Annotated in this window: 24 protein-coding genes; 21 read left to right on the top strand and 3 right to left on the bottom strand. The window is 69.5% G+C overall.

Annotation, left to right across the window (positions count from 1 at the left end):
• The first annotated feature begins 195 nt into the window (after positions 1-195).
• Positions 196-861, top strand: a complete 666-nt coding sequence (gene trhA / locus B1991_RS13730; RefSeq protein ID WP_136259246.1) for a PAQR family membrane homeostasis protein TrhA — start codon at positions 196-198, stop codon at positions 859-861.
• Complete coding sequence (locus B1991_RS13735; protein ID WP_136259247.1) at positions 858-1,190, top strand: TfoX/Sxy family protein; 333 nt, start codon at positions 858-860, stop codon at positions 1,188-1,190. Before trhA ends, B1991_RS13735 begins: the two co-directional genes overlap by 4 nt.
• 3 nt (positions 1,191-1,193) lie before the next feature.
• Here B1991_RS13735 and B1991_RS13740 read toward each other — a convergent pair whose 3' ends face one another.
• The 3 genes from B1991_RS13740 to B1991_RS13750 all read right to left on the bottom strand — a co-directional run bounded on the left by B1991_RS13740 (position 1,194) and on the right by B1991_RS13750 (position 4,400).
• Positions 1,194-2,966 (bottom strand): DUF885 domain-containing protein, encoded by a 1,773-nt coding sequence (locus tag B1991_RS13740; RefSeq protein ID WP_136259248.1) that lies wholly within the window; start codon positions 2,964-2,966, stop codon positions 1,194-1,196.
• A 64-nt stretch (positions 2,967-3,030) separates the two neighbouring features.
• Complete coding sequence (locus B1991_RS13745; RefSeq protein ID WP_136259249.1) at positions 3,031-3,516, bottom strand: DUF456 domain-containing protein; 486 nt, start codon at positions 3,514-3,516, stop codon at positions 3,031-3,033.
• 104 nt (positions 3,517-3,620) lie between these two features.
• On the bottom strand, positions 3,621-4,400 hold the full coding sequence (locus tag B1991_RS13750; RefSeq protein ID WP_425466697.1) for a ferredoxin--NADP reductase: 780 nt from the start codon (positions 4,398-4,400) through the stop codon (positions 3,621-3,623).
• Between the two features lie 410 nt (positions 4,401-4,810).
• On the opposite strand from B1991_RS13750, the gene B1991_RS13755 reads away from it, so the two are divergent.
• The 19 genes from B1991_RS13755 (at position 4,811) to B1991_RS13845 (ending at position 23,221) form a co-directional block, all read left to right on the top strand.
• A complete protein-coding gene (locus B1991_RS13755) occupies positions 4,811-5,791 on the top strand; it encodes a sigma 54-interacting transcriptional regulator (protein ID WP_136259251.1) in 981 nt (326 codons plus the stop codon).
• Positions 5,792-6,053: 262 nt separating this feature from the next.
• Entirely contained in the window at positions 6,054-7,499 is a 1,446-nt protein-coding gene (locus B1991_RS13760) for a C2 family cysteine protease (RefSeq protein WP_136259252.1), read from the top strand.
• Between the two features lie 243 nt (positions 7,500-7,742).
• On the top strand, positions 7,743-8,018 hold the full coding sequence (locus tag B1991_RS13765) for a hypothetical protein (protein WP_136259253.1): 276 nt from the start codon (positions 7,743-7,745) through the stop codon (positions 8,016-8,018).
• 37 nt (positions 8,019-8,055) lie between these two features.
• On the top strand, positions 8,056-9,657 hold the full coding sequence (locus B1991_RS13770; protein ID WP_136259254.1) for a phage tail sheath family protein: 1,602 nt from the start codon (positions 8,056-8,058) through the stop codon (positions 9,655-9,657).
• Positions 9,658-9,667: 10 nt separating this feature from the next.
• Positions 9,668-10,198 (top strand): phage tail protein, encoded by a 531-nt coding sequence (locus B1991_RS13775; protein ID WP_136259255.1) that lies wholly within the window; start codon positions 9,668-9,670, stop codon positions 10,196-10,198.
• 5 nt (positions 10,199-10,203) lie between these two features.
• On the top strand, positions 10,204-10,941 hold the full coding sequence (locus B1991_RS13780; protein WP_136259256.1) for a T4 family baseplate hub assembly chaperone: 738 nt from the start codon (positions 10,204-10,206) through the stop codon (positions 10,939-10,941).
• A complete protein-coding gene (locus tag B1991_RS13785) occupies positions 10,938-11,690 on the top strand; it encodes a hypothetical protein (RefSeq protein WP_136259257.1) in 753 nt (250 codons plus the stop codon). The genes B1991_RS13780 and B1991_RS13785 overlap by 4 nt, the downstream gene beginning before the upstream one ends.
• On the top strand, positions 11,687-12,931 hold the full coding sequence (locus tag B1991_RS13790; protein ID WP_136259258.1) for a Pvc16 family protein: 1,245 nt from the start codon (positions 11,687-11,689) through the stop codon (positions 12,929-12,931). The genes B1991_RS13785 and B1991_RS13790 overlap by 4 nt, the downstream gene beginning before the upstream one ends.
• The gene (locus B1991_RS13795; protein ID WP_136259259.1) at positions 12,928-15,099 is read left to right on the top strand and encodes an ATP-binding protein; all 2,172 of its coding nucleotides are present in this window, start codon (positions 12,928-12,930) and stop codon (positions 15,097-15,099) included. The genes B1991_RS13790 and B1991_RS13795 overlap by 4 nt, the downstream gene beginning before the upstream one ends.
• Entirely contained in the window at positions 15,096-15,383 is a 288-nt protein-coding gene (locus B1991_RS13800) for a hypothetical protein (protein ID WP_136259260.1), read from the top strand. Before B1991_RS13795 ends, B1991_RS13800 begins: the two co-directional genes overlap by 4 nt.
• A gap of 1 nt (position 15,384) precedes the next feature.
• Entirely contained in the window at positions 15,385-16,209 is an 825-nt protein-coding gene (locus B1991_RS13805) for a hypothetical protein (protein ID WP_136259261.1), read from the top strand.
• A gap of 13 nt (positions 16,210-16,222) precedes the next feature.
• Complete coding sequence (locus tag B1991_RS13810) at positions 16,223-18,241, top strand: eCIS core domain-containing protein (RefSeq protein WP_168709654.1); 2,019 nt, start codon at positions 16,223-16,225, stop codon at positions 18,239-18,241.
• A 220-nt stretch (positions 18,242-18,461) separates the two neighbouring features.
• Entirely contained in the window at positions 18,462-19,508 is a 1,047-nt protein-coding gene (locus tag B1991_RS13815) for a DUF4157 domain-containing protein (RefSeq protein ID WP_210772139.1), read from the top strand.
• 91 nt (positions 19,509-19,599) lie between these two features.
• Entirely contained in the window at positions 19,600-20,256 is a 657-nt protein-coding gene (locus tag B1991_RS13820) for a hypothetical protein (RefSeq protein WP_136259264.1), read from the top strand.
• 28 nt (positions 20,257-20,284) lie between these two features.
• Positions 20,285-20,893 (top strand): M15 family metallopeptidase, encoded by a 609-nt coding sequence (locus tag B1991_RS13825; protein WP_136259265.1) that lies wholly within the window; start codon positions 20,285-20,287, stop codon positions 20,891-20,893.
• A 40-nt stretch (positions 20,894-20,933) separates the two neighbouring features.
• Complete coding sequence (locus B1991_RS13830; RefSeq protein WP_136259266.1) at positions 20,934-21,254, top strand: LysM peptidoglycan-binding domain-containing protein; 321 nt, start codon at positions 20,934-20,936, stop codon at positions 21,252-21,254.
• On the top strand, positions 21,247-22,383 hold the full coding sequence (locus tag B1991_RS13835) for a hypothetical protein (RefSeq protein ID WP_136259267.1): 1,137 nt from the start codon (positions 21,247-21,249) through the stop codon (positions 22,381-22,383). Before B1991_RS13830 ends, B1991_RS13835 begins: the two co-directional genes overlap by 8 nt.
• On the top strand, positions 22,380-22,886 hold the full coding sequence (locus tag B1991_RS13840; RefSeq protein WP_136259268.1) for a phage baseplate assembly protein V: 507 nt from the start codon (positions 22,380-22,382) through the stop codon (positions 22,884-22,886). The genes B1991_RS13835 and B1991_RS13840 overlap by 4 nt, the downstream gene beginning before the upstream one ends.
• Positions 22,887-22,897: 11 nt before the next feature.
• Complete coding sequence (locus tag B1991_RS13845) at positions 22,898-23,221, top strand: hypothetical protein (protein WP_136259269.1); 324 nt, start codon at positions 22,898-22,900, stop codon at positions 23,219-23,221.
• The last annotated feature ends 5 nt before the right edge of the window (positions 23,222-23,226 follow it).

Raw genomic sequence — 23,226 nt, forward strand, 5'->3', positions numbered from 1 at the left:
GGCGCAGGTGCTGACCAAGGGCAATGTCTCGCTGGCGCTCAGCGGCAAGGGCGAGGGCTGGAACCTCGGCGTGGCGTTCGGCGCCTTCATCATCGAGTAGCGCGTGCCGTGCCGCTGCGACGCCGCGCCACGGTAGGCACGGTCGGCATGCGCGGTTAAGGTAGGCGTACGCATTCCGTGCCACCGGGAGTCCCGATGTCCGTATCGTCCAGCGCCGTCATGCCTCGCTACAGCTTCGGCGACGAGCTGGCCAGCAGCATCATCCACGGCCTCGGCATCGTGCTCAGCATCGCCGGGCTGGCGACGCTGGTGGCGCTCGCCGCGCTGCACGGCAACGCGCTGACGGTGGTCGCCTGCGCGGTGTTCGGCACCTCGCTGGTGCTGCTGTACACCGCCTCCACGCTGTACCACTCGATTCCGCTGGCGGCGGCCAAGCCGGCGCTGCGCGCGCTGGACCACATCGCGATCTACGTGCTGATCGCCGGCACCTACACGCCGTTCACCCTGGTCGCCCTGCCGGGGACGTGGGGCTGGAGCCTGTTCGTGGCGGTGTGGGCGCTGGCGCTGGCCGGCAGCGCGCTGGAGCTGGGTCTGCTCGGGCGCCACCGCAAGCTGGCGGTGCTGCTGTACGTGGGCATGGGCTGGATCGGCATGGTCGCATTCAAGCCGCTCAGCGAGCACCTGCAGGCCGGCGGCACCGCACTGCTGCTCGCCGGCGGCCTGGCCTATACGCTGGGCGTGCCGTTCTACCTGTGGCGGCGGCTGCCGTACCACCACGCGTTGTGGCACGGGTTCGTGCTGGCCGGCAGCGTGCTGCACTTCCTCGCCGTGCTGCTGTACGTGATTCCCGATCCGGCGTGAGCGCGCCGCCGGGCCTGGCGGCGCGGCGCCGCGAACTGGAGGATGCGGCCAGCCACCTGGGTCGGCCGCACACGCTGCGCTTCCGGCCGATGTTCGGCGGGCTGATGGCGTATCTCGACGAGCAGCCGTGCGCCTGGCTGACGCCAGGCGCCCTGGCCCTGAAACTGCCGCCGGCCGCGCAGCCGGCGCTGCTGCGCATCGCGGGCACGGCACGGCTGGTCGCCAGGCCCGGCGCCGCGCCGAGCCGGCACTACATCGTGCTGCCCGCCGCGCTCAGCCGCGACACCGCGCAACTCGCCCGCTGGCTGGCGAAGAGCGCGCGGCGTTGACGGTCACGGTTTCTGCCGGGCCGGAATGAACTGCGTGCGCACCGCTTCGGCCAGTTGCTCCGGCGGCAGCAGGCCCTGGCCGATCACGAAATCGTTGAACGCCAGGCGGTCGAACTTCGGGCCCAGCGCCAGCCCGGTCTGCAGGCGCAGCTGCTGCAGGCGCAGGTAGCCGTAGAAATACGCGGTGGCCTGGCCGGGCGAATTGTAGGTGTAGCGGTTGATCTCCTGCGTGGCGAGCGCGTCGGACAAGCCCACCTCGTGCATCAGGATCTGCTTGGCACGCTCGGGGGTGATCAGGCCGAGGTTGAGCATCGGGTCGAGGTAGGCGCGCGCGGCGCGCATCAGGCGCGCTTGCAGCGCGGCGAATTGCCCGGCCGGCGGCTCGTACGGCAGCATCTCCGACTCGGCATACAGCGCCCAGCCTTCCACGTTGACGCTGTTGAACGCGAACAGGCTGCGTGCCAGCGACACGCCGCGCTCGACCATCGCGGCGAACTGCAGCTCGTGGCCGGGCCGGCCCTCGTGCGCGGTGAGCGTCCACGCCGCGGCCTTGTAGGTGAAGTCGTCGTAGGCCTGGGTCGCGTCGCCGTTCTTGCCCGGGTTGCCCATGGTCAGCACGAAGGTGCCCTGCTCGCCGTGGTTGTTGATGAACGGCGGCGGGTCCATGTGCGGCGCCGGCACCTGCGCGGCTTCCGCGTCGGAGGCCAGGCGCATCTGCATCTTGCGCTGCGGCAGGGTGACGATGCGCTCGCGGCGAATGGTGTCCTCGATGTGGCCGAGCACCTCGTGGTACCACGGCTCGACCTGGTCCCGACCCAACTGGTCCTTCTTCAGTGCCTTGAGCACCGCGCGGTAGTCGGTGGCATCGATGCCTTCGGCCTTCGCCACCACCGGCGCCAGCACCTGCATCATGCCTTGCAGCTCGACGAACTCCAGCTGCGCCTGCTCCATCAACTGCTGCGGCGGGATGTCGATGCCGACCTGGCGCAGGTTGTAGGCGTACAGCGGCTCGGGCAGGCGGAAATCGGCGCGGGCGCGCGGCAGCACGGTGCCGCGCACCCAGCCGTCGTACGCCTTCAGCTGCACATCGAGCGCATCCAGCGCGGCCTTGCCCTCGGCATCGTCCAGCTTGTACTTGGCGAACAGCTGGCGGATGCCGCCCACGTAGCGCGCGGTGTTGGACAGCTTCTGCTCCACTTCGCCCCGATACGGGCCGAGCAGCGCCTTGTTGCCGAGCCGGGCGACGGTCTGCGCCTTCGCCAGCTCGGCGATCGGCGTGCAGCCGGGCGCCTTGCCCACGTAGCACTGCAGGCGCTTCAGCGCGGACGGGCGGCGCGCGGCGGCCACGTCGTCCTTCAGCAGGCTGAATTCGCCGCTGAACACCAGTTCGCCGACGTCGGTGTACGGCAGCAGGTATTTGCGGTTGAGGTCGATGCCCTCGATCTGCTCGGCGGTGGTCTTGATCAGGATCTGCAGGTCCTGCCGCACGTTGGGGTCGTGCTCCGCCGCCAGCAGGGTCTGCAGCTTCGCCTTGGCCGCAACCAGCGCGGCGCGCGAGCGTTCGTCCACGCCGGGGCGGAGGTCGGCGACCTTGTCGTCGTAGCCGGATACGCCGATCTGCGAGGCGAACTCCGGACTGAAGCGGGCGATCTGTTCGAGCAGGATCTGCGAGTCGGCGTTGCTGCGGGCGATCCAGACCGGCGGTGCAGTCTGGGCGTGCAGCGAAGCGGTCGCGGCCAGCACGGCGGCGAAGGCGAAGATGAGGCGTCTGGACATGGCGTTCTCCCTGGGGAGGCGCCAGCCTAGGACGCCGCGCATGCCGCAGGCATGTGCCGGAAGCTCAGCCGAACAGCATTGCCAGCCCGAACAACCCCACCATCACGAACGAGAGCACCAGCTTGACCAAGGTACCGAGCAGCAGGCCCAGCCAGGTGCCGACACCGACGTGGGCCGAGCGCAGCACGCTGGTGCCGGAGGCCAGCTCGCCGGCCAGCGCGCCGAGGAACGGCCCGAACAGCAGGCCGGGGATGCCGAAGAACATGCCCAGCACGGTGCCCAGCGCCGCGCCCCACAGGGCCCGCTTGCTGGCGCCGACGCGCCTGGCGCCGAGCGTGCTGGCGACGAAGTCGACGATCACCCCGAGCGTGCCCAGCGCGCCGATGAGCAGCAGCCACCACAGGCCCAGGTGGCGGTAGCCGTCCACTGCCGCGGCCAGCCAGATGCCGCCGAACAGCATCGGGATGCCGGGCAGCGCCGGCAGCACGGCGCCGGCCAGGCCGCCGACGATCAGCAGCGCGGCGAGGAGGTAGAGCGCGATGTCGAGCATGGGCATTCCGGTGAACCAGAGATAGGGGCCCGCTCGCGGGCGATGCTGCTGGAGCCAGAATACTTCGATGCGCGGCGGCACCGGCATCGCCCGCGAGCGGGCTCCTACTTCTCCACGAAGGCCCGCTCGATCACGTAGTCGCCCGGTTCGCGCGTGCGCGGCGAGGCCTGGAAGCCGCGGCCGTCGAGCAGGGCGCTGAGGTCGTCCAGCATGGCCGGGCTGCCGCACAGCATCACGCGGTCGGTGGCCGGGTTCAGCGGCGGCAGGCCGGTGGCCGCGCCCATCGCGCCGTCGACGATCGCATCGGTGATGCGGCCATGGTGGCGGAACGGTTCGCGCGTCACGGTCGGGTAGTAGATCAGCTTCTCGCGCACCAGCTCGCCCAGGTACTCGTGCCGCGGCAGCTCGTTTTCCAGATAGTCGGCGTAGGCGAGGTCCTCGACCCGGCGCACGCCGTGGGCCAGCACGATCTTGTCGAAGCGCTCGTAGGTGTGCGGGTCGCGGATGATGCTGAGGAACGGCGCCAGCCCGGTGCCGGTGCCGAGCAGGTAGAGGTTGCGGCCGGGCTTGAGGTCGTTCAGCACCAGCGTGCCGGTGGGCTTGCGCGTGACGATCAGCGGGTCACCGGGCTGCAGGTGCTGCAGGCGCGAGGTCAGCGGGCCATTGGCCACCTTGATCGAGAAGAACTCCAGGTGCTCCTCCCAACTGGCGCTGGCGATGGAATAGGCGCGCATCAGCGGGCGGGTTTCCGCCTCCAGGCCGATCATCACGAACTGGCCGCTGTCGAAGCGGAAGCCGGGGTCGCGGGTGGTGCGGAAGCTGAACAGCGTGTCGTTCCAATGCTGCACGTCGATCACGTGCTCGGTTGCCATGGCCACCATCAGGGGGTTTCTCGTCCGGGTTGATCGGCGGCGCGCGGGGCGTCGGCCGTCGGGTTGCAGGAGGTCGTGGCCGCGGCCATGCAGCGAAGGCGCGAAGCGCGCGGCGGTCAACCTGCAAGGATACGCCAGCACCCCGGTGATCGCCGAATCGAATTCCGTGACGGGTTGCCGCATCCCCTGCGCGGGCCTCGTGTATCACGTTGTCGTAGGTCGCCGCCTACATCCTTGGCCGCCCGCGGATGGCAGTACGCGCGTTCTTGAACTACAGCCGCCGGCTGCGCATACTGCGACCGTTGCTCCGATCCGGCGGCGCCAGGCCGGATGGGAAGGAAGCCAGGGGGATTCCTGTGCACGCCGACGACGGCGCGGCGGGGTTTTCTTGAGGTCTACTTCGGGAGCTGATGATGCCGATCATGATCGGCCAATCCCAGGCAATCGTCGCGGTGCGGGCGCAGTTGCAGCGCTTTGCCGCCTGCGACGTGCAGGTGCTGATCGAGGGCGAAACCGGCACCGGCAAGGAAGTCGCCGCACGCGAAATCCACTACGCCAGCGCGCGCCGGGATTTTCCCTTCGTGCCGGTCAATTGCGGCGCCATTCCCGACAGCCTGATCGAGAGCGAACTGTTCGGCCACGGCCGCGGCGCCTTCACCGATGCCAAGGTGGCCCAGCCCGGCCTGGTCGACCACGCCCGCGGCGGCACCCTGTTCCTGGATGAGGTCGACGCGCTCTCGGCCAAGGGCCAGGTGACCTTGCTGCGCTTCCTGCAGGACAGCGAATACCGCCCGGTCGGCGGCGGCGCCATGCGCACGTCGGATGCGCGCATCATCGCCGCCACCAACAGCTGCCTGGCGCGGCAGGTGGAAGCCGGCCGCTTCCGGCAGGATCTGCAGTACCGGCTCAACGCGCTGTACCTGCATCTGCCGCCGCTGCGCGAGCGCGAGGGTGACGTGGCCTTGCTGGCGCAGCATTTCCTGCACGCGGTGGCGATTCGCCTGCATGGCCCGTTCAAGCACTGGAGCGAGCCGGCGATGGCCGCGCTGCAGGCACATGCCTGGCCGGGCAACGTGCGCGAGCTGGACAACGTCGCGCTGCGGGCCTACATGTGCAGCGACGACGCGATCGTCGGCCTGACCGCGCTGGCCACCGCCGATCCGGCCTTCATCGGGCCACGCCCGCAGCCGCGGCGGCGGGCGAACGAACCGGAGCTCGGCTTCCGCGTGGCCAAGACCCGTGCGATCCACCAGTTCGAGCACGATTACCTGGTGCAGCTGATGCAACGCGCCAGCGGCAACATCAGCGCCGCCGCGCGGCTGTCCGGCACCGAGCGCCGCCAGCTCGGCAAGCTGCTGGTCAAGCACGGCATCGGCATCAAGGCCTTCCGCACGCGCCAGTGAATTCCCGAGCCCACCGCAGCCGCGGGTGCGCCGTTACCCATGGCGTGCGCGGAACGGGTCAGGGCTGCCCCGGCATCGAGCCGCCGAATCGTTCGCGCCCAGCCGCCGCGCCATTTCCGCTCCCCCGTTCCATGGCATGCCTGTTGCCAGTCCAGCGATGGACTGGCGCCGCAGGGCGTGACGAATCCTGCCGAGCCGGTCCCGCGTCGCGATCGTGTCCTTCCGGCCACCCACGGCGCGCCACCTGGCCAGGGAGAACGAGATGGCAACGTCGAAAACCAGCAAGTCGAAAACGACCTCCAGCCGGTCCGCCGCGCGGCCGGCATCGGCCCGCGCGCGCACGGCCGCGGCCACCGGCGGACAAGGGCAGAACTGCGCGGTGATCAACCCGTACGCGCTGGCCGAACTGGTCGCGGGCCAGCCGATTCCGTGGAACGAGCTGCCCGATCCGCATCGTGTGCTGGAACAGGTGCTGGCCACGCCGTACGAGGAGTTGTTCGATCCCAAGTTCGGCGGACCGCTCTACGTCGGCATGGCGCTGGACGCGAACCTCAAGCTGGTGCCGCAGCGCTCGCCGCTACTCGACCTGCAGCCGCGCCGGGAAGGCGACGACGCCGCCGGCGGCGGTCTGGAAAGCATCGATGCGCACGCCACGCTGGCCGAGCTGGCCAGGACGGGTGTGCTGAAATCCCTCCTGGACTGGCCGATCCTGTGCGCCGACCTGTCGCGCTTCACGCGGCTGCAGCTGGTGTTGCGGTTGCCGCCGGCGCTGCGCGACTTGCAGCTGGGCAACGCGCTGTCCGCCGACGTGGTGCGTGCGATCACCGCCGACAGCAGGCTCGTCAAGCAGGTGATCGCCGCCGGCTGGACACCGCCGGGCGCGCACTGGGCCGCATCGGGCGACTTCTTCAACGAGACCGCCGAGTTCTTCGATCCGGTACAGGGCGCCGTGGCCAACTGCTATTACATCGCGGCGTTGTCGGCGGTCGCCTGGGCCACGCCGTTCCGGCTGGCACACCAGACTCGCGCCACCGGTCCGATCCAGGCGCAGTTCAACGACCAGATCAGTTTCTGCACGCCGGATTCCGGCGGCGCGCTGGACCGGGCGGTCCAGGTGTCCGAAGCCGTGCCGCTGACCGCCGGCGGCTATCCGATCTATTGCCGCTCCAGCGAAAGCAGCGAGAGCTGGCCGGCCGTCTACGAGAAGGCCTATGCCAAGCTCAAGACCGGCACCAGCACCGACATGCCCGACATCACCCAGACCGCCTGGGGCGATTGCGTGTGGGCGACTGCCCAGCTCAACGGGGGCACGCGGCACTACTACAACACCGCCGATCACAGCGCCGACGAGCTGTGGCAACTGCTGCGCTCCAACTGCCTTTCGTATCGCACTTTCAACCCGATGACGGCGTGGACGTATTCCTCCGGCGACGCCGCGCCCGACCATGTCGACTATGCGAGCGCCCACGTGGTGGGCTCGCACTGCTACACCGTGCTCGGCTGGGCCTATCGCCAGTGCCGGCGCTGGATCGTGCTGCGCAATCCCTGGGGCAACACCGAGGCTACCGCCAGCGTGCTGGACGCCACCATTTCCATGTACGACGTGAGCTGGTGGCGGCCGGTCACCCTGAAGACCACCGATGGCGTGTTCGCGATGGAGATCGGCGCGTTCAAGAAATATTTCGCCGGCTTCGGCACCGCCCACTGAACACGCCGTGGCCGCCCTCCGCCCCAGACCGAAGCCCGCGCCGTGTCCGTCCCGTGGCAAGCGGCGCGGCAGAAGCAACGGGGTAGACCGGGTGCAATCGTTCGCGCTGCGCCTCGGGGCCGGGTCAGTCCTGACCCGGTCGCACCGCCGCCGACGGGACCTGGGCCCGGCGCCATGCCGTTTCGCCGCCAGCGGGCGCTGGCACGCTCGTTGCCACAGTCGACGCAGATGCGGGATGTCGCCATGACCAAGCCCTCGACTAGCGGGTCCCCGGCAAGCGATGACGACGAGATTCGCCATTCGGTGCTGGCATATCTGCAAGACCACCCGCGCGCGGCGGACACCTTGCGCGGCGTCGTCAACTGGTGGCTGCCGCAGCAGCGGTACGAGAACAGCCGCCAGCGCATCGAGCAGGTGCTGGCGGCGCTGGTGGCGGAAGGCTTGCTGCATCGCGACCGGCTTCCCGACGGCGAGGTGTTGTACGCGTTGAACGAGCACCGGCGACCCTCGCCGCATTGATCGCTACAGGGGTTTTCACTTTCGGAGGATCGATCCCATGCCATCTGCGCTCACCTATCCGGGCGTCTACGTCGAGGAAATTCCCAGCGGCGTGCGCACCATCACCGGGGTGGCCACCTCGATCACCGCCTTCGTCGGCCGCGCCACGCGCGGCCCGCTCGACGCAGACGCGGAAAGCCCGGTGATCATCAACAGCTACGGCGACTTCGAGCGCCAGTTCGGCAGCCTCGACCCGCTCTGTCCGATGGGCTACGCCGTGCGCGACTTCTACCTCAACGGCGGCGCGCAGGCGGCGATCGTGCGGCTGTACAAGGGCACCGACGGCAAGCCGGCGAAGGCGGCCATCGCGATCGCCAACCTGCCGCTGGAGGCGGCCACGGCCGGCAGCTGGGGCAACCAGCTGCGCGTGCGCATCGACAGCAACGCGTCGGCCGACGTCGCCGCCGGCTTCGGACTGGCGGTCGGCGACCTGTTCAACCTCACCGTGCGCGACATGGCCAGCGGCGCTCAGGAGAGTTTCCTCAACCTCAGCGTGAAGGAGAGTCCGCGCCGGGTCGATCGCGTGCTGAAGGCGGGCTCCTCGCTGCTGCGCGTGGCGTCGTCGCTGACGCTGCCGGCCACCGCCGTACCCGCCGCGCACCTCGACCCGGACGCCGGCAAGACCGTGTGGGAGCAGGACAAGTCCTCCACCGGCGTCGCCGCGGCCGACCAGGCCGTGGACAGCGCCGCGCTGGACGACAACACCTACCTGGGCAACGCGGCCGCCAAGACCGGCATCTACGCGCTGAAGAAGGCCGACCTGTTCAACCTGCTGTGCATTCCGCCGGACCTGCGCGGGGGCAACACGTCCACGATGGTCTACAAGAACGCGATGGCACTGTGCGTCGAGCGACGCGCGCTGCTGATCGTCGATGCGCCGAACGACTGGGGCAGCGCCGGCGCGATCACCCCGGCCGTGCTGACCGCGTTCGGCCTGACCGGCGAAGGCGCACGCAATGCCGCGCTGTACTTCCCGCGGGTGATCGAGTCGGACCCGAAGCGCCAGGGTCAGCCCGACACCTTCGTGCCCTGCGGCATCGTCGCCGGCGTGATGGCGCGCACCGATACGCAGCGTGGCGTGTGGAAGGCGCCGGCCGGCATCGACGCGGCGCTGAACGGCGTGCAGGGGCTGGCCGTCACGCTCAACGACGCCGAGAACGGCATGCTCAACCCGCTCGGCGTGAACTGCCTGCGCAGCTTCCCGCTGGTCGGCCCGGTGCTGTGGGGCTCGCGCACGCTGCGCGGCGCCGACCTGCTCGCCGACGAATACAAGTACGTGCCGGTGCGCCGGCTCGCGCTGTACATCGAGGAGAGCCTGTTCCGCGGCACCCAGTGGGTGGTGTTCGAGCCGAACGACGAGCCGCTGTGGGCGCAGATCCGCCTCAACGTGGGCGCGTTCATGCAGAACCTGTTCCGCCAGGGCGCGTTCCAGGGCAGGACGCCGGCCGACGCGTACTTCGTCAAGTGCGACAAGGAAACCACCACGCAGAACGACATCAACCTCGGCATCGTCAACATCGTGGTCGGCTTCGCGCCGCTCAAGCCCGCCGAATTCGTGGTCATCCAGCTGCAGCAGATGGCCGGCCAGATCCAGGCATGAGGAAACCAACATGGCTCAGTTCAGCGTCAATGCGCAGCGCTTCGATCCGTACAAGAACTTCAAGTTCCGGGTGAAGTGGGACGGCCGCTACGTGGCCGGCGTCAGCAAGGTGTCGGGCTTGAAGCGCACCACCGAGGTGGTCAAGCACCGCGAGGGCGGCGACCCCAGCAGCACGCGCAAGTCGCCCGGGCGCACCGAGTACGAGGCGATCACCGTCGAGCGCGGCGTCACCCACGACGCCGAGTTCGAGAAGTGGGCGAACAAGGTGTGGAACTTCGGCGCCGGGCTCGGCGCGGAGGTTTCGTTGAAGGACTTCCGCAAGGATCTGATCATCGAGGTCTACAACGAGGCCGGCCAGCTCGCGCTGGCCTACAAGGTCTACCGCTGCTGGGTCTCCGAATACCAGGCGCTGCCCGACCTGGACGCCAACGCAAACGCGGTGGCGATCCAGCACCTGAAGCTGGAGAACGAGGGTTGGGAGCGCGACACCGGAGTGAGCGAGCCGGCCGAGCCCAGCTTCAGCGTACCCGTCGTCGGCTGAGCACCATGCACACGCCCACGCCCGCGCAACTGTTGCAGGTCTGGGAACGCGGGGGCGAGCCGTCCGCCGCGGCGCGCGGGCTGTTGCTGCTCGGCTGCAGCTGCGACGACGAAGCTGCAGCCGAGGCACTGGCGGCGCTGCCGCTGGGCCGGCGCGATGCGCTGCTGCTGGACCTGCGCGAGCGCCTGTTCGGCAGTGCGGTCGACGCGGTGGCGACGTGTCCGCATTGCGCGGCGATGATCGAGGCGACGTTTCGCTGCGACGACTTGCGGCTGGCGGCGCCACCCGCTGCCACTTCCACGCTGGAACACGTGGCGCACGGCATGCGCGTGCAGTTCCGCCTGCCCGACAGCAGCGACCTGCTGGCACTGGAAAGCTGCACCGACGCGTTGGCCGCACGCGAACGTCTGCTCGAACGCTGCGTGCTGGATGCACGACGCGACGATCGATCGCACGACGTGCGCACGCTGCTGCCCGAGCTGCAGGCGGAGCTGGCGCAGGCGATGGCGCAGGCCGATCCGCAGGCTGATCTGCAACTCGCGTTCCGCTGCCCGGACTGCGCGCACGAATGGCAGCCGCTGTTCGACATCGCCGGTTTCCTGTGGCAGGAACTGCACGCGTGGGCGCTGCACATGCTGCGCGAGGTGGACACGCTGGCCGCCAGCTACCACTGGGCCGAGGCCGACATCCTCGCGCTGAGCCCACGCCGCCGCCAGGCCTACCTGGAGCTGTGCGCGCCATGAGCGATTTCATCGACCGGCTGGCGGCACGTGCGATCGGCGGCGAAGCGGCGCTGGCGCCGCGGCTGCCGTCGCTGTTCGAGCCGCTGCAGCGCGCGCCGGTGATGGCGATGGCCGACGAGGGCGAGGCACCGGTACGTGCGCGCGACACCGGCCCGATGCCGCCGGCAGCCTCTGCTACCACGCCACCGCCAAGCCCGCCGGTGCCCGCGAAGGAGTTGATCGAGGCACGCGCCGCGCGCACTGCGTCGGCGGAGCAAGCGCCGTTGCCGCTGCCGGGACGCGCTGCGACGGATACGCCGCCTGCGCCGATGCCGCCGCCGCGCGCGGCAGCGCCGGTGCGTGCGATGGCCGCCGAACCATCGCGTGTGACGCCCGTGTCCGAACGCACCGCAGCCACGCCGTCGCCCGTTTCACCGCGAGAGTCGCGCATCGCGCCCAGCCGGCACGAAGCGGCGCACCCGCCAACCGCGGCCGGCGCCCTGCTGCCCGCGCCGGCGCCGGTGTTCGCCACGACAAACGGTCTGCCCGCGTCGTCGCAGCCCGACCGCGCGGCTGCGATGCGCCGTCCGCGCGACGTGCCAGCCGGCCGCGAGAGCCGAACCAGCAGTGAGCCGGTGGTGCACATCAGCATCGGCCGGCTCGAAGTACGCGCCGCACCGACTGCCGCCGCGCCGCCGCGTCGTCGCGATGGCCCGCGCCCGAGCAGCCTCGACGACTACCTGCGCCAGCGCGGCAAGGCCACGCCATGAGCAACGTGCTGGCGATCGCCGCGACCACGCGCACGCTGCGCAACCTGCTGCTGGCGCAGGTGCCCGCGCTGGACGCGGAACTGAGCGACCTGGAGGTGACCCTGCAGCCGCCGGACGTGGCGCGCAAGGGGATCAGCAAGGTACAGCTCAACTTGTTCCTGTACCAGGTGGTCGCCAACGCGGCCTGGCGCAACCTCGACCTGCCCGGCCAGGTGCGTCCGGGCGAGACCGCGCCGCCGCCGCTGGCGTTGAACCTGCATTACGTGATCACCGCCTGGGGCCGCGGCGAGAACGACAACGACGCGCTCAGCCATCGCGTGCTGGCCGCGGCAATGAGCACCCTGCACGACCGCGGCGTGCTCGACGGCAACGACATCCGCAACGCGCTGGCGGACAACGACCTGGCGAACCAGATCGAGCGCGTGCGCGTGACGCCGCTGCCGCAGAGTGTGGATGAATTGTCCCGGCTGTGGACCGCGTTCCAGACCAACTACCGCACCTCGGCTGCGTACGAGGCGGCGGTAGTGCTGATCGACAGCCAGGCCGCCACGCGCGCGCCGCTGCCGGTGTTGCGGCGCGGTGCGCAGGACCGTGGCGTGATCGCCACCGCATCCGCTGCGGCGGTACTGGATGCACTCGACTGTCCGCGCCACCAGTCCGCCGTGCGCCTCGGCGAGGACATCGTGCTGCACGGTCGCCAGCTCGGCACGGATCACGCGCTCGCCCGTTTCAGCAGCCAGCGCCTCGATGCGCCGACCGACATCGCGCCGCTGGCCGGCGACACCGGCGGCAGCTTGCGCGTGCATCTTGCCGACACGGCCGACGATGCGGATGCCGTCTCGCGTTGGGCACCGGGTATCTACACCGTGGCGCTGCTGGTGCAGCCGCCGGGATTGCCCGCGCTGCTCAGCAACGAGCTGCCACTGGCATTGGCGCCGCGCATCACGCTTGGCTCGCTCGCCGCGGCGCCCGGCGATTTCACTTTGAACCTGACCTGCATGCCGCGCATCCGCGACGGCCAGCGCGTGTTCCTGCTGTTCGGCGACCGATTACTCACGCCGGCCAGCCTCAGCAACCCGGCCGACCCGAAGCAACCCACGGCGCTGACGTTCCAGCTCACCGGCGTGGCCGCAGGGACCTACACCGTGCGCCTGCGCGTGGACGGCGCCGACAGCATCCCGGTCGATTTCAGCGGCAGCGCGCCTGCGTTCGCCACGGACCAGCAGGTGGTGGTGGCATGAACGACTACGCGCCTTGGCTGCAGGCGAACGACCAGTACCTCGCCACGGCGCTGGCGGATCTGCGCGTGCGGCTGCAACGCGCCGCGCAGTCGCCCGACGCGCCGGCCGCGCCACCGGCGGCTGCTGCGGCAGCCACCACGCTGATGGAATCGGCGCCGGCGGTGCGCGCGCCGAATGGGCCGAAACACTCGTGGTTCGCGCGGATGTTCGCCGCGTCGCCGCCGCGCGCGCCGCTGGCGAGTGCGCCGGCGACGACCATCGACACGCCGCCGGTCGCGCCGATTGTCGTCGAGGTGCCGGACTCCGGTGCGGCAGCGGCTGCCGCGCCGCTGCCGGACGACGCGGACGACGGCAAGCACACGCCGGCACTCGCCGTACTCGCCGACCGGCTCGGCCTCTCCACCTTCGAGCGCGACCTGCTGCTGCTGTGCATCGGCATGGAACTGGACACGCGCTTCCCCGCGTTGTGCGCGCAGGCGCAGCACGATCCGTCGCGGCCGTACCCCACGTTCGCGCTGGCCTTCGCGGTGCTCGACGCGCCGAGCTGGGATGCGCTGTCGCCGCAGCGTCCGCTGCGCTATTGGCGATTGCTCGAGATCCACCAGCCCGGCGCGCAGCCGTTGATCGGCGCGGCACTCGCTGCCGACGAGCGCGTGGTGACCTTCGTCAAGGGCATGAACTATCTCGACGACCGGCTGACGCCGCTGCTCACCGCGCTGGCGCCGGCGACCCTGCCGCCGTCGCAGCAGGCAGTGGCCGACCGGCTGCTGGATAATCTGCGCCACGTTCTCCCCGGCGAGCCGTTGCCGCCGGTGCAACTGCTCGGCAGCGACAGCGTGAGCAAGCAGGCCATCGCGCAGGCCGTCGCCGCCGCGTTTGGCGCGCAGGCGTACCGGCTCTCGGCCGAGCTGCTGCCGGCCGCGGTGGCCGAGCAGGAAACCCTGTTGCGGCTGTGGCAGCGCGAGAGCCAACTGCTGCCGCTGGCGTTGTACCTCGACGCGGGGGAGGTCGAACACGGCGACGCCGTCGCCGCAGGGGTCAGGCGCTTCCTGGCGCGCACCGGTGGCCTCGTCTTCGTCGACGTACGCGAGCCGTGGGCGGTCGCGCAGGGGCTCAGCGTCGACGTGGCCAGGCCCACCGCGGTCGAGCAGCGTGCGCTGTGGCAGCGCCTGCTCGGTGACGCCGCCGGTGCGCAGCCGCGGCAACTGGCCGGCCATTTCGATTTCAACTTCGACCGGATCGAACAGGTCGCGCGCGGCGCACTGGCGGCAGCGGAGGGCAACTCCGCCGCACTGGCGCAGACGTTGTGGCACGGCGCGCTGGCCCATACGCGGCCGGCGCTGGACCAGCTCGCCCAGCGCATCGAGCCGAAGGCCGGTTGGGACGATCTCAAGTTGCCCGACGGCGAGAAGAACCTGCTGCACCAGATCGCCGACCAGGTCGCCGGGCGCAGCACCGTCTACGACGACTGGGGCTTCCGCGCACGCATGAACCGCGGCCTGTCGATCAGCGCGCTGTTCACCGGCGAGAGCGGCACCGGCAAGACCATGGCCGCCGAAGTGCTGGCACGTGAGCTGGGTCTGTCGCTGTACCGCATCGACCTCTCCGCCGTGGTCAGCAAGTACATCGGCGAGACCGAGAAGAACCTGCGCAAGCTGTTCGATGCGGCCGAGGGCGGCGGCGCGATCCTGTTCTTCGACGAGGCCGACGCGCTGTTCGGCAAGCGCAGCGAGGTGAAGGACAGCCACGACCGCTACGCCAACATCGAGGTGAACTACCTGCTGCAACGGCTGGAGTCGTTCGGCGGCCTGGCGATCCTGGCCACCAACATGAAGGGCGCGCTGGACACCGCGTTCCTGCGCCGGCTGCGCTTCGTGGTCAATTTCCCGTTCCCGGGCGTGGCCGAGCGCCGTGCGATCTGGGCCTCGGTGTTCCCCGCGCAGGCGTCGGTGGGCGCGCTGGACTTCGACCGGCTGGCGCGACTGCCACTCACTGGCGGCAGCATCCAGGGCATCGCGCTCAACGCTGCCTTCATGGCCGCCAAAGCCGGTGTGCAGATCGGCATGCCGCTGCTGCTCGACGCCGTACGCGGCGAGTACCGCAAGCTGGACAAACCGGTCAACGAAGCGGACTTCCGCTGGCTGGAAAGCGCCGGAGGCAAACCGTGAGCATCGCGCTGCACATCGAGCGGCTGGTGGTCGACGAGGCCGTGCTGGCTGGCGAACGCGCCGGAAGCGTGCGTGCCGCACTCGAGGTCGAGCTGGGACGCCTGCTGGCGCAACCGGGCGCGAGTGCCGCGCTGCGTGGCCTCGGCGCGATCGCCGCGCTGCCGCCGGCAGCGTTGCCGCCGGCCGGCCACCCGCACGAACGCCTCGGCCCGCGCATCGCCACGGCAGTGCAGCACAGCCTGGGCATCCCTCCCGCCGCGCGCGGCGCGGGCAAGGAGCATTGACATGACAGCGATCCCCAAGCCCCGACCCGACGGCATCGTGCGCTTCGGCAAGCGCAAGGCCAAACGCGATGACCGCAACCTGATGTTCGCCGCCTTGCTGAAGGCGCCGCCGGTACTGCCGGCCGAATACGACTTCGACGTGGTCCACCACGGCATCCCCACGCCGATGTTCGGCAACGACCAGTACGGCGACTGCGTGATCGCCGGCCGCGCGCACCAGACCCTGCGCTTCGAGAAGGCCGAACAGGGCAAGCTGGTCGCGATCAGCGACAAGGATGTGCTGCACGAATACTTCGGCGAGAGCGGCGGCGTCGACAGCGGCCTGGTCGTGCTCGATTCGCTGAAGGAATGGCGCAGCAAAGGCTGGCTCGCCGCGAAGCGGCGCTATAGGATCAAGGCCTTCGCGCAGATCAACCAGGCCAGACGCAACGAGATCAAGCGCGCGGTATTCATGGACATCGGCGTGGGTCTCGGCTTCAGCCTGCCCGACGCGGCGCTCACCCAGTTCTACGCCGGCAAGCCGTGGGCGGTGGTCGGCGGCAAGGCCGGCAAACCGAACCCGAACAACGGCCACTACGTCTACGTTCCCGGCTATACGAAAAGTGGCCCCGTCTGCGTCACCTGGGGCCGCAAGCAGCAGATGACCTGGCCGTTCCTCGCCAAATACTGCGACGAGGCCTACGCAATCATCGACGCGATCGACACCGCGAAGAAAAAGCGCGCACTCGATGCGGGCAAGCTCGACGCCTTCCTCGCCGCGCTGCGCAAGGCGAAGAAGGCTTCCGCGAAGGGAACGCCGCCGCGCGCAGGAGGCCGCCGTGGGTGAGCACAGCGCCAGCGTGGCAGCGAAACCGGCGGAAGCTTCGCGCGCCGCCGGTCTGCTGCTGCAGCGCAAGTGCGCCTGCGGCACACACGCGCCGGCGGAAGGCGAGTGTGCGAGCTGCAAGCGCCGGCGCATGCAGCGAAAATCCGCTGGGGAGCGGTCGGTCGAAGCCATACCCGCAAGCGTGCATAGGGTGCTGCAATCCTCGGGCGAACCGCTGGACCCGCGTACACGCACGGCGATGGAGTCAGGCTTCGGTCAGGATTTCAGCCATGTGCGCGTTCACCGGGACAGTGCGGCCGCGGAGTCCGCGCACGCCGTGAGCGCACTCGCCTACACGGTGGGCCACGACGTGGTCTTCGCCCGTGGCCAGTACGCACCGGGCACGACCATGGGCCGACACCTCATCGCCCACGAGCTCGCCCATACCGTCCAGCAGACGCACCTGCCGGATGTGCCCGTCGGGGTCAGCGACCCCGGTTCGGCGCTGGAGCGCCAGGCCGACCACGCCGCCGATCGCGTGGTATCCGGCCGACCGGTGGGTGCGCTGCCTCGCGCACGGGTGCCGCTGATCGCGCGCGAACTCGATACGCGGGACATGACGGCAAGTGATGGCGGCATCGATCATGTCACTCGCGAGGTCACGCCCGGCAAGTGTGCATTGGCGCCCGAAACGCGCACGAGTACGTCGGGTGACATCACCGCCAGCACGGCCTTTCTTCAACTGGATCTCTGCCACGGCAGCACGGCGGGGCAAGTACGCGGCGAGGTCGATTACGGCGATGCCCTGAAGCAGGCCGGTCAGGCTGTCGGCAAACTCCTTTCGAACGCCGCTTCAGGACAGGGCTCGCAGCAGGCCCTCGGCACGTTTGCCGACGATCTCAAGCAACTGCAGCCCGGCGCGAAGATCAGGATGAACCTGCAGGCGAGCGATGTATTCAAGCTCGACCTCACCGGCACGGGCAATGCCAGCGTGGCCGGTGGCGCCACCGGCAAGGCGACCGCACGCGCCGAGTTCGACACCGGGCCGGTCAATCTCGTCGTCGAGGGCAGTGTGGCCGGCGGCAACCAGCAGCAGACCAGTTACGACGTCACCGTCAGCATCGAGTTCGGCCGCCGACGGCTGCAGGCGCCGGATTGCCGTGCCTGCCAATGCACCGACCCGAAGATCAGCTTCGCGTGCAGTCATGTTCCGCCCAAAGGTGCCCGGCCGCCGGCTCCTCCACCCAGCGCCGCCAAACCGACGCGCTACATCCCCTATTTCTTCAAGTATGCCGAAACTGCGCCTACGCCCAACAAGGCAATGCAGACGTTGAGCGACAACGGTCTGCAGGAAGCGGTGAATCTGCTCCTGGGCGGCTATCGCATTGCGCGCATCGAGGGAAGCGCGTCGCCCGAAGGGCCGGAGAAGAAGGAGCGTGGCAGCTTCAAGAACAACACCGTGCTTGCCAAGGCGCGGGCCGAGCAGGGCAAGCGCCTGCTTGATGAGCGCATCAAGAAGAATCTCGACGGCTTGATGATCATGCGCAGCGAACCGCTGAAACAGGCATTGGCGGCCTCTTATCCCGTGGTTGGAAGAGCGGAGCTGTTTGGCACCGATGCCAGTGGCAAGGAAGTGGCCGATCCCGCGCTGATGTCGCACCTGCGGGACAAACTCGCGGCGCCGGCCGAAGGCCAGCCCGATCCACTGGCGCAGGAACACGTCATCGGCGCGGGCCTGTCGGTCGATGCGCAGTCGGCGGATCAGGCCGATGTGGACGCATTCCGCACCGGCCGGCGCGGTGACCGCAGGCTCAGTCGCGACGAACGGCTGCAGGCGATTTACGAACCCCTGCGGCGGGCGCTGATCGTGCTCGAGCCGCCGCCACAGCCGCCGCCGGACCTGCGACTCAGCCAGAAGGACATCGAGAACGTGATCGGCGCTCCGGTTGACTGCACCGACAAGAACAAGGCGCTGTTCGCCAACGTGCCGATCGCCAAGCCGTTCGAGGGCGAATGCAAGGCGCCAGGCAAGCAGGGAGGCTCTTCGAAATGACTGTTGGACTGGCTCCCACATGATTGGCGAAACCGCCCGCACCCCGTACCGGGGGCCGATCGCTCCGGCACTGTCGCTTCGCCAGCGCGGCCCGGACAGCCGCATGGTCACGCCACGCGGCCTCATGCGGAAGTGCGCCTGTGGAAAGCACACGGCCGGCGGCGCGTGTACGGAATGTGCGAGCAAACAGGCGCACCAAGGGTCAGGCACCAGGCACGGCATGCACGAGGCCGCCTCCGTCGAGACGACCATCGCGGCGGCGGGACAGCCGCTGACGGGTGTCACGCGGGAGGCCATGGAGCAGCATTTCGGTCACGACTTCAGTGGCGTGCGGGTACATGCCGATGGCGCCGCCGCCGGCTCGGCGGATGCCGTCGATGCCCACGCCTATACGGTGGGTTCGCACATCGTGTTCGGCGCCGGGCAATACGCGCCGCAAACCCTGCGGGGACAGGGACTGCTCGCGCACGAGTTGGCCCACGTGGTGCAGCAGCAAGGAGCCCTGGGCGCAGCAGGCGAGAGTTTGCCGCTGGAACGCGAAGCCGATCAGGCAGCCCTGCGCGTGCTGAACGGCCAGTCGGCCGCGGTGGCTGGTCGCGGCGCGACCGGCGTCATGCGTCAGCCGAAGGGCAGCGGTGCCTCCGCAGCACCCAAACCCGTGCCACCACGTGTACCGACGGCGACCGAGCAGAAGGTCATCGAGGCCGCGCGTGGTGCGGCCGCGGTGCGCACCCAGCTCGCCTATTTCGGCACCGCCGGCATCGGCCCCGGCACTCCCGACAATCGCCAGGACATCGCCGATTACGAGCGTCGGCAGCGGGCGCGACAGCTGGCCACCCGCATGTTCGATTGGGATCCGCCGAACATGGAGCAGGTTGGGGAGATCGTGAACAAGATGATCAACCATGTCGCACCGGGCACCGATTACCGGGTGGCCGGCGCGGGTGATCCGGAATGCGGTACGCGGTCGGGTTACGTCGTCGGGCACCGGTTGCCGATCGTGCTGTGTCCGGGCTTTTTCCGCGAGAGCCCCGAACAACGGGTGCGCACGTTGATTCACGAAGCGGCGCATGTGGTGGGCATCGGAAAGGCCGACACCGGAGAAAGTTACTGCGTGGTGTTCGATTGCGAGCACGGTTGCGGAGGGTTCGATTCCGCCGACTCCTGGGCGCAGTACGTGCACTGCCTGAGCGGCCAGGCGGCGGACAAGCCCCAGGTAATTCGCGGCAAGGCACCCGGCTCCGCCGGAAAAGGCGGCCAGCCATGAATGTCCTCTGCACCCGAGTCCGTGCATGCGTGCAGCGCTCCTCCCGGGTAGCGAGCCGGGTGGACCCGTTGCCCGGCAACGGCCAACTGCCATGAGCGGCTTCCCCGGCTCCCCGCGCATCCTCAAGGGCGGCATCGTGCTGATCGATGCGGCCAGTTCGGCGGTGCGGCGGGTGATCGCGCTGCAGTACAACCCCGACTCGCTGACCCGCTCGCTGCAGGTGCAGGGGCTGAGCGCCGACGGCGGCGATCGCTCCGAGGTGCTGCGCCTGAAGGGGCCGCCGGTGGAGACGCTGAAGCTGGAGGCGGAGATCGACGCCACCGACCAGCTGGAATTCCCGCAGCAGAACGGCGGCGTCACCCAGTCCGGCATCTTCGCCCAGCTGGCCGCGCTGGAAACCATGGTCTACCCGGGCAGCAGCCAGCTGCGCGCGAACGACGCGCTGGCACAGATCGGCACGCTGGAGATCGTGCCGATGGAGACGCCGCTGGCGCTGTTCGTGTGGAGCCGCTCGCGCATCCTGCCGGTGCGCGTCACCGAGTTCGGCATTACCGAGGAGGCGTTCGACACCGCGCTGAACCCGATCCGCGCCAAGGTCAGCCTGGGGCTGCGCGTGCTGTCGGTAAACGACGTGCCGAGCGGACACAAGGCCGCCAGTCTGTTCATGAGCTACCTGCAGCAGAAGGAGCGCCTGGCCGGCGGTGCCGGCGGCCAGCTGGCCGCGCTCGGCTTGAGCGGCGTGCCGTGAGGATCCTGCGAACACATTGGAGAGCGACATGCGCATCGAGGAAATGATTGCCGCCGTCCAGCAGACGCTCGGGGTCGAGGTGGACGGCAAGGCCGGCCCGCAGACCTGGGGCGCGATCTACGCGCGGCTGGTCGGCAAGAAGATCGACCGGATGGAGCCGTCCGCGGCCATTTCGCCGGTGGACGCGCGCAGCGAAAAGGTGATCGCCACGCTGCTGCCGCAGGTGCGCCCGATCGCGCGTGCCCTAGTGCAGAAAGCCGCGGTCGCCGGGATCACCATCCGCGTGATCAGCGGCCTGCGCAGCTACGAGGAGCAGGCGGCGCTGTATGCGCAGGGGCGCACGGCGCCGGGCAAGAAGGTGACCAACGCGCGCGCCGGCTACTCCAACCACAACTTCGGCATCGCCTTCGACGTCGGCGTGTTCGAGGGCAACCGCTACCTGCCGGAGTCCCCCAAGTACAAGGCTGTCGGCGCGCTGGGCATGGACCTGGGGCTGGAGTGGGGCGGCAACTGGAAGACCATCGTCGACCAGCCGCACTTCCAGTTGCGGCCCGCCTGGGCAGCCGACGAGAGCGAGTCGCAGATGCTGGCCGAACTGCGCTCGCGCAAGGATCACGGCGAGGCGGTGTACGCCTGACGGAACCGCAGCGATCGACCCGCCGCCACGGAGATGCCCGATGATGACGAACTTCCCGCCCACCAGCCGCTACGCGCTGACCCCCACCACCAGCCTGGTGCGCGCCGACGGCAGCATGGTGACCTACGTGAAGCGCCGCTTCGTGCCGGCGCCGGAAGACTTCGCGCTGCTGCAGTGGCACCGCGTGGTGCAGGGCGAACGGCTGGACAACATCGCGGCGCAGTACCTGGGCGATCCCGAGCAGTTCTGGCGCCTGTGCGACGCGAACCGCGCGCTGCGGCCGCAGGAACTGACCGACACGATTGGCCGGAAGCTGCGCATCACCTTGCCCGAAGGCATTCCGGGGGTGCCAAGTGCTTGAGGGCGTGCACCTGACCTTGCTGGTCGGCCCGGTGGTGCCGGTGCCGGTGCCGCAGTTCGTGCTGGATGCGCTGACCCAGGTCGAGGTGAGCGTGCCGGACGAGGGCGCGGGTGCGTTCACGCTGCAGTTCGCGCTGAGCGTGCGCTCGCCGTTGCACACGCTGTTCCTGCTCTCGGGTGGCGGCGTGGTGCCGCTGCTGCGGGTGATCGTGGTGGCTACCGTGAGCGGCATGCCGCAGGTGCTGATCGACGGCGTGGTCACCAAAACCGAAGTGCTGCCGGGCGCGGACCAGCGCCACACCACCTTGCAGGTCACCGGCGACGACCTCACCACGGTGATGACCAAGCTGGAGTTCTCCGGCCTGCAGGGTTTGCCGTATCCCGCGATGCCGGCCGAGGCGATCGTGGCCTTGCTGCTGGCGAAGTACGCCTTTCTCGGCATCGTGCCGCTGGTGATCCCGAGCATCGCGATCGACGTGCCGATCCCGACCAACCGCATCCCGACCCAGCAGGGCAACGACCTGGAGTACATCCGTCTGCTGGCCGAGCGCGTGGGCTACGTGTTCTATCTCGATCCCGGCCCGGCGCCGGGCATGAGCATCGCGTACTGGGGGCCGAAGGTGAAAGTGGGCGTGCCGCAGCCGGCGCTCAACGCGGACATGGACGCGGCCAGCAACGTCGACGAACTGAGCTTCAGCTACCACGGCAACGCGCGGCAATTGCCGGTGGTCTACATCCAGAACGAACAGACCAAGGTGCCGCTGCCGATTCCGATCCCGGACGTCGGCCCGCTGAATCCGCCGCTTGGCCTGGTCGATCCGCCACCGCAGCAATTCCGACCGCTGCCGGAGACGGCGAAGTACTCACCGCAGCGCGCGATGCTGCTGGGCATGGCCGAGGCGGCGAAATCGGCCGACACCGTCACCGGCAAGGGCAGCCTCGATGTGGTGCGCTACGGCCGCGTGCTGAAATCGCGCCAGCTGGTCGGCGTGCGCGGCGTGGGGCCCGCGTTCGACGGGCTGCACTATGTCAGCCAGGTGCGTCACACGATCCGGCGCGGCGAGTACAAGCAGAGCTTCGAGCTGTCGCGCAAGGGACTGATCTCCGCCGTGCCGCTGGTGCTGCCATGAACAAGTTCTTCGGCAAGTACCGCGGCACCGTGATCCAGAACGTGGATCCGGAACAGCGCGGTCGCGTCCAGGTGATGGTGCCGGACGTGTCCGGGTTGATTCCGTCGAGCTGGGCAATGCCGTGCGTGCCGATCGCCGGCAAGCAGAGCGGCGTGTACGTGGTGCCGCAGATCGGCGCCGGCGTGTGGATCGAGTTCGAGCAGGGCGACCCGGATTATCCGGTCTGGGTCGGCGGCTTCTGGGGCAGCGCGGCGGAAGTGCCGGCGCTGGCATTGGCCGGCAACCCGGCCAGCCCCAGCGTGGTGCTGCAGTCGGGGCTGCAGAACACGCTATCGATCAGCGACGTGCCGGGGCCGGCCGGCGGCATCCTGCTGAAGAGCGTTACCGGCGCGATGATCATGGTCAACGAGGTCGGCATCACGATCTCCAACGGCCAGGGCGCCACCATCGTGCTCGCGGGGCCGACCGTGACGGTCAACAACGGCGCGCTGGTGGTCACCTGAGGGAGATGATGATGCCGGGTTTCCTCATCCATGTCGGCGCCAGCGTGCTCTGTTCGCACGGCGGCCAGGCGCAGGCCACCGCCCCGAATCCGCGCGTCACGGTGAGCGGCCAGCCCACGGTGACGATCGCCGCGCCCTGGCTGGTCGCCGGCTGCGCGCTTCCGCCACCCACGGCGGCGAACGGGCCGTGCATCAGCGCGCAGTTCGTCACCGCCGCCACCCGCGTCACTTCCAACGGCCAGCCGCTGCTGCTCATCGACAGCCAGGCGATCTGCGCGCCGACCGGCACGCCGCTCGCGATCGTCGCCAGTCAGACCCGCGTCACCGCGATGTGAGGACG

The organism is Rhodanobacter lindaniclasticus (genome assembly GCF_004799035.1).
GTDB classification, from domain to species: domain Bacteria; phylum Pseudomonadota; class Gammaproteobacteria; order Xanthomonadales; family Rhodanobacteraceae; genus Rhodanobacter; species Rhodanobacter lindaniclasticus.

Bases quoted from the DNA above. Each gene is read 5' to 3' on its own strand.
- trhA (WP_136259246.1), top strand. From the start codon at position 196: ATGTCCGTATCGTCCAGCGCCGTCATGCCTCGCTACAGCTTCGGCGAC.
- B1991_RS13740 (WP_136259248.1), bottom strand. From the start codon at position 2,966: ATGTCCAGACGCCTCATCTTCGCCTTCGCCGCCGTGCTGGCCGCGACC.
- B1991_RS13745 (WP_136259249.1), bottom strand. From the start codon at position 3,516: ATGCTCGACATCGCGCTCTACCTCCTCGCCGCGCTGCTGATCGTCGGC.
- B1991_RS13755 (WP_136259251.1), top strand. From the start codon at position 4,811: ATGATCGGCCAATCCCAGGCAATCGTCGCGGTGCGGGCGCAGTTGCAG.
- B1991_RS13760 (WP_136259252.1), top strand. From the start codon at position 6,054: ATGGCAACGTCGAAAACCAGCAAGTCGAAAACGACCTCCAGCCGGTCC.
- B1991_RS13765 (WP_136259253.1), top strand. From the start codon at position 7,743: ATGACCAAGCCCTCGACTAGCGGGTCCCCGGCAAGCGATGACGACGAG.
- B1991_RS13770 (WP_136259254.1), top strand. From the start codon at position 8,056: ATGCCATCTGCGCTCACCTATCCGGGCGTCTACGTCGAGGAAATTCCC.
- B1991_RS13775 (WP_136259255.1), top strand. From the start codon at position 9,668: ATGGCTCAGTTCAGCGTCAATGCGCAGCGCTTCGATCCGTACAAGAAC.
- B1991_RS13780 (WP_136259256.1), top strand. From the start codon at position 10,204: ATGCACACGCCCACGCCCGCGCAACTGTTGCAGGTCTGGGAACGCGGG.
- B1991_RS13785 (WP_136259257.1), top strand. From the start codon at position 10,938: ATGAGCGATTTCATCGACCGGCTGGCGGCACGTGCGATCGGCGGCGAA.
- B1991_RS13790 (WP_136259258.1), top strand. From the start codon at position 11,687: ATGAGCAACGTGCTGGCGATCGCCGCGACCACGCGCACGCTGCGCAAC.
- B1991_RS13795 (WP_136259259.1), top strand. From the start codon at position 12,928: ATGAACGACTACGCGCCTTGGCTGCAGGCGAACGACCAGTACCTCGCC.
- B1991_RS13805 (WP_136259261.1), top strand. From the start codon at position 15,385: ATGACAGCGATCCCCAAGCCCCGACCCGACGGCATCGTGCGCTTCGGC.
- B1991_RS13815 (WP_210772139.1), top strand. From the start codon at position 18,462: ATGCACGAGGCCGCCTCCGTCGAGACGACCATCGCGGCGGCGGGACAG.
- B1991_RS13820 (WP_136259264.1), top strand. From the start codon at position 19,600: ATGAGCGGCTTCCCCGGCTCCCCGCGCATCCTCAAGGGCGGCATCGTG.
- B1991_RS13825 (WP_136259265.1), top strand. From the start codon at position 20,285: ATGCGCATCGAGGAAATGATTGCCGCCGTCCAGCAGACGCTCGGGGTC.
- B1991_RS13830 (WP_136259266.1), top strand. From the start codon at position 20,934: ATGATGACGAACTTCCCGCCCACCAGCCGCTACGCGCTGACCCCCACC.
- B1991_RS13840 (WP_136259268.1), top strand. From the start codon at position 22,380: ATGAACAAGTTCTTCGGCAAGTACCGCGGCACCGTGATCCAGAACGTG.
- B1991_RS13845 (WP_136259269.1), top strand. From the start codon at position 22,898: ATGCCGGGTTTCCTCATCCATGTCGGCGCCAGCGTGCTCTGTTCGCAC.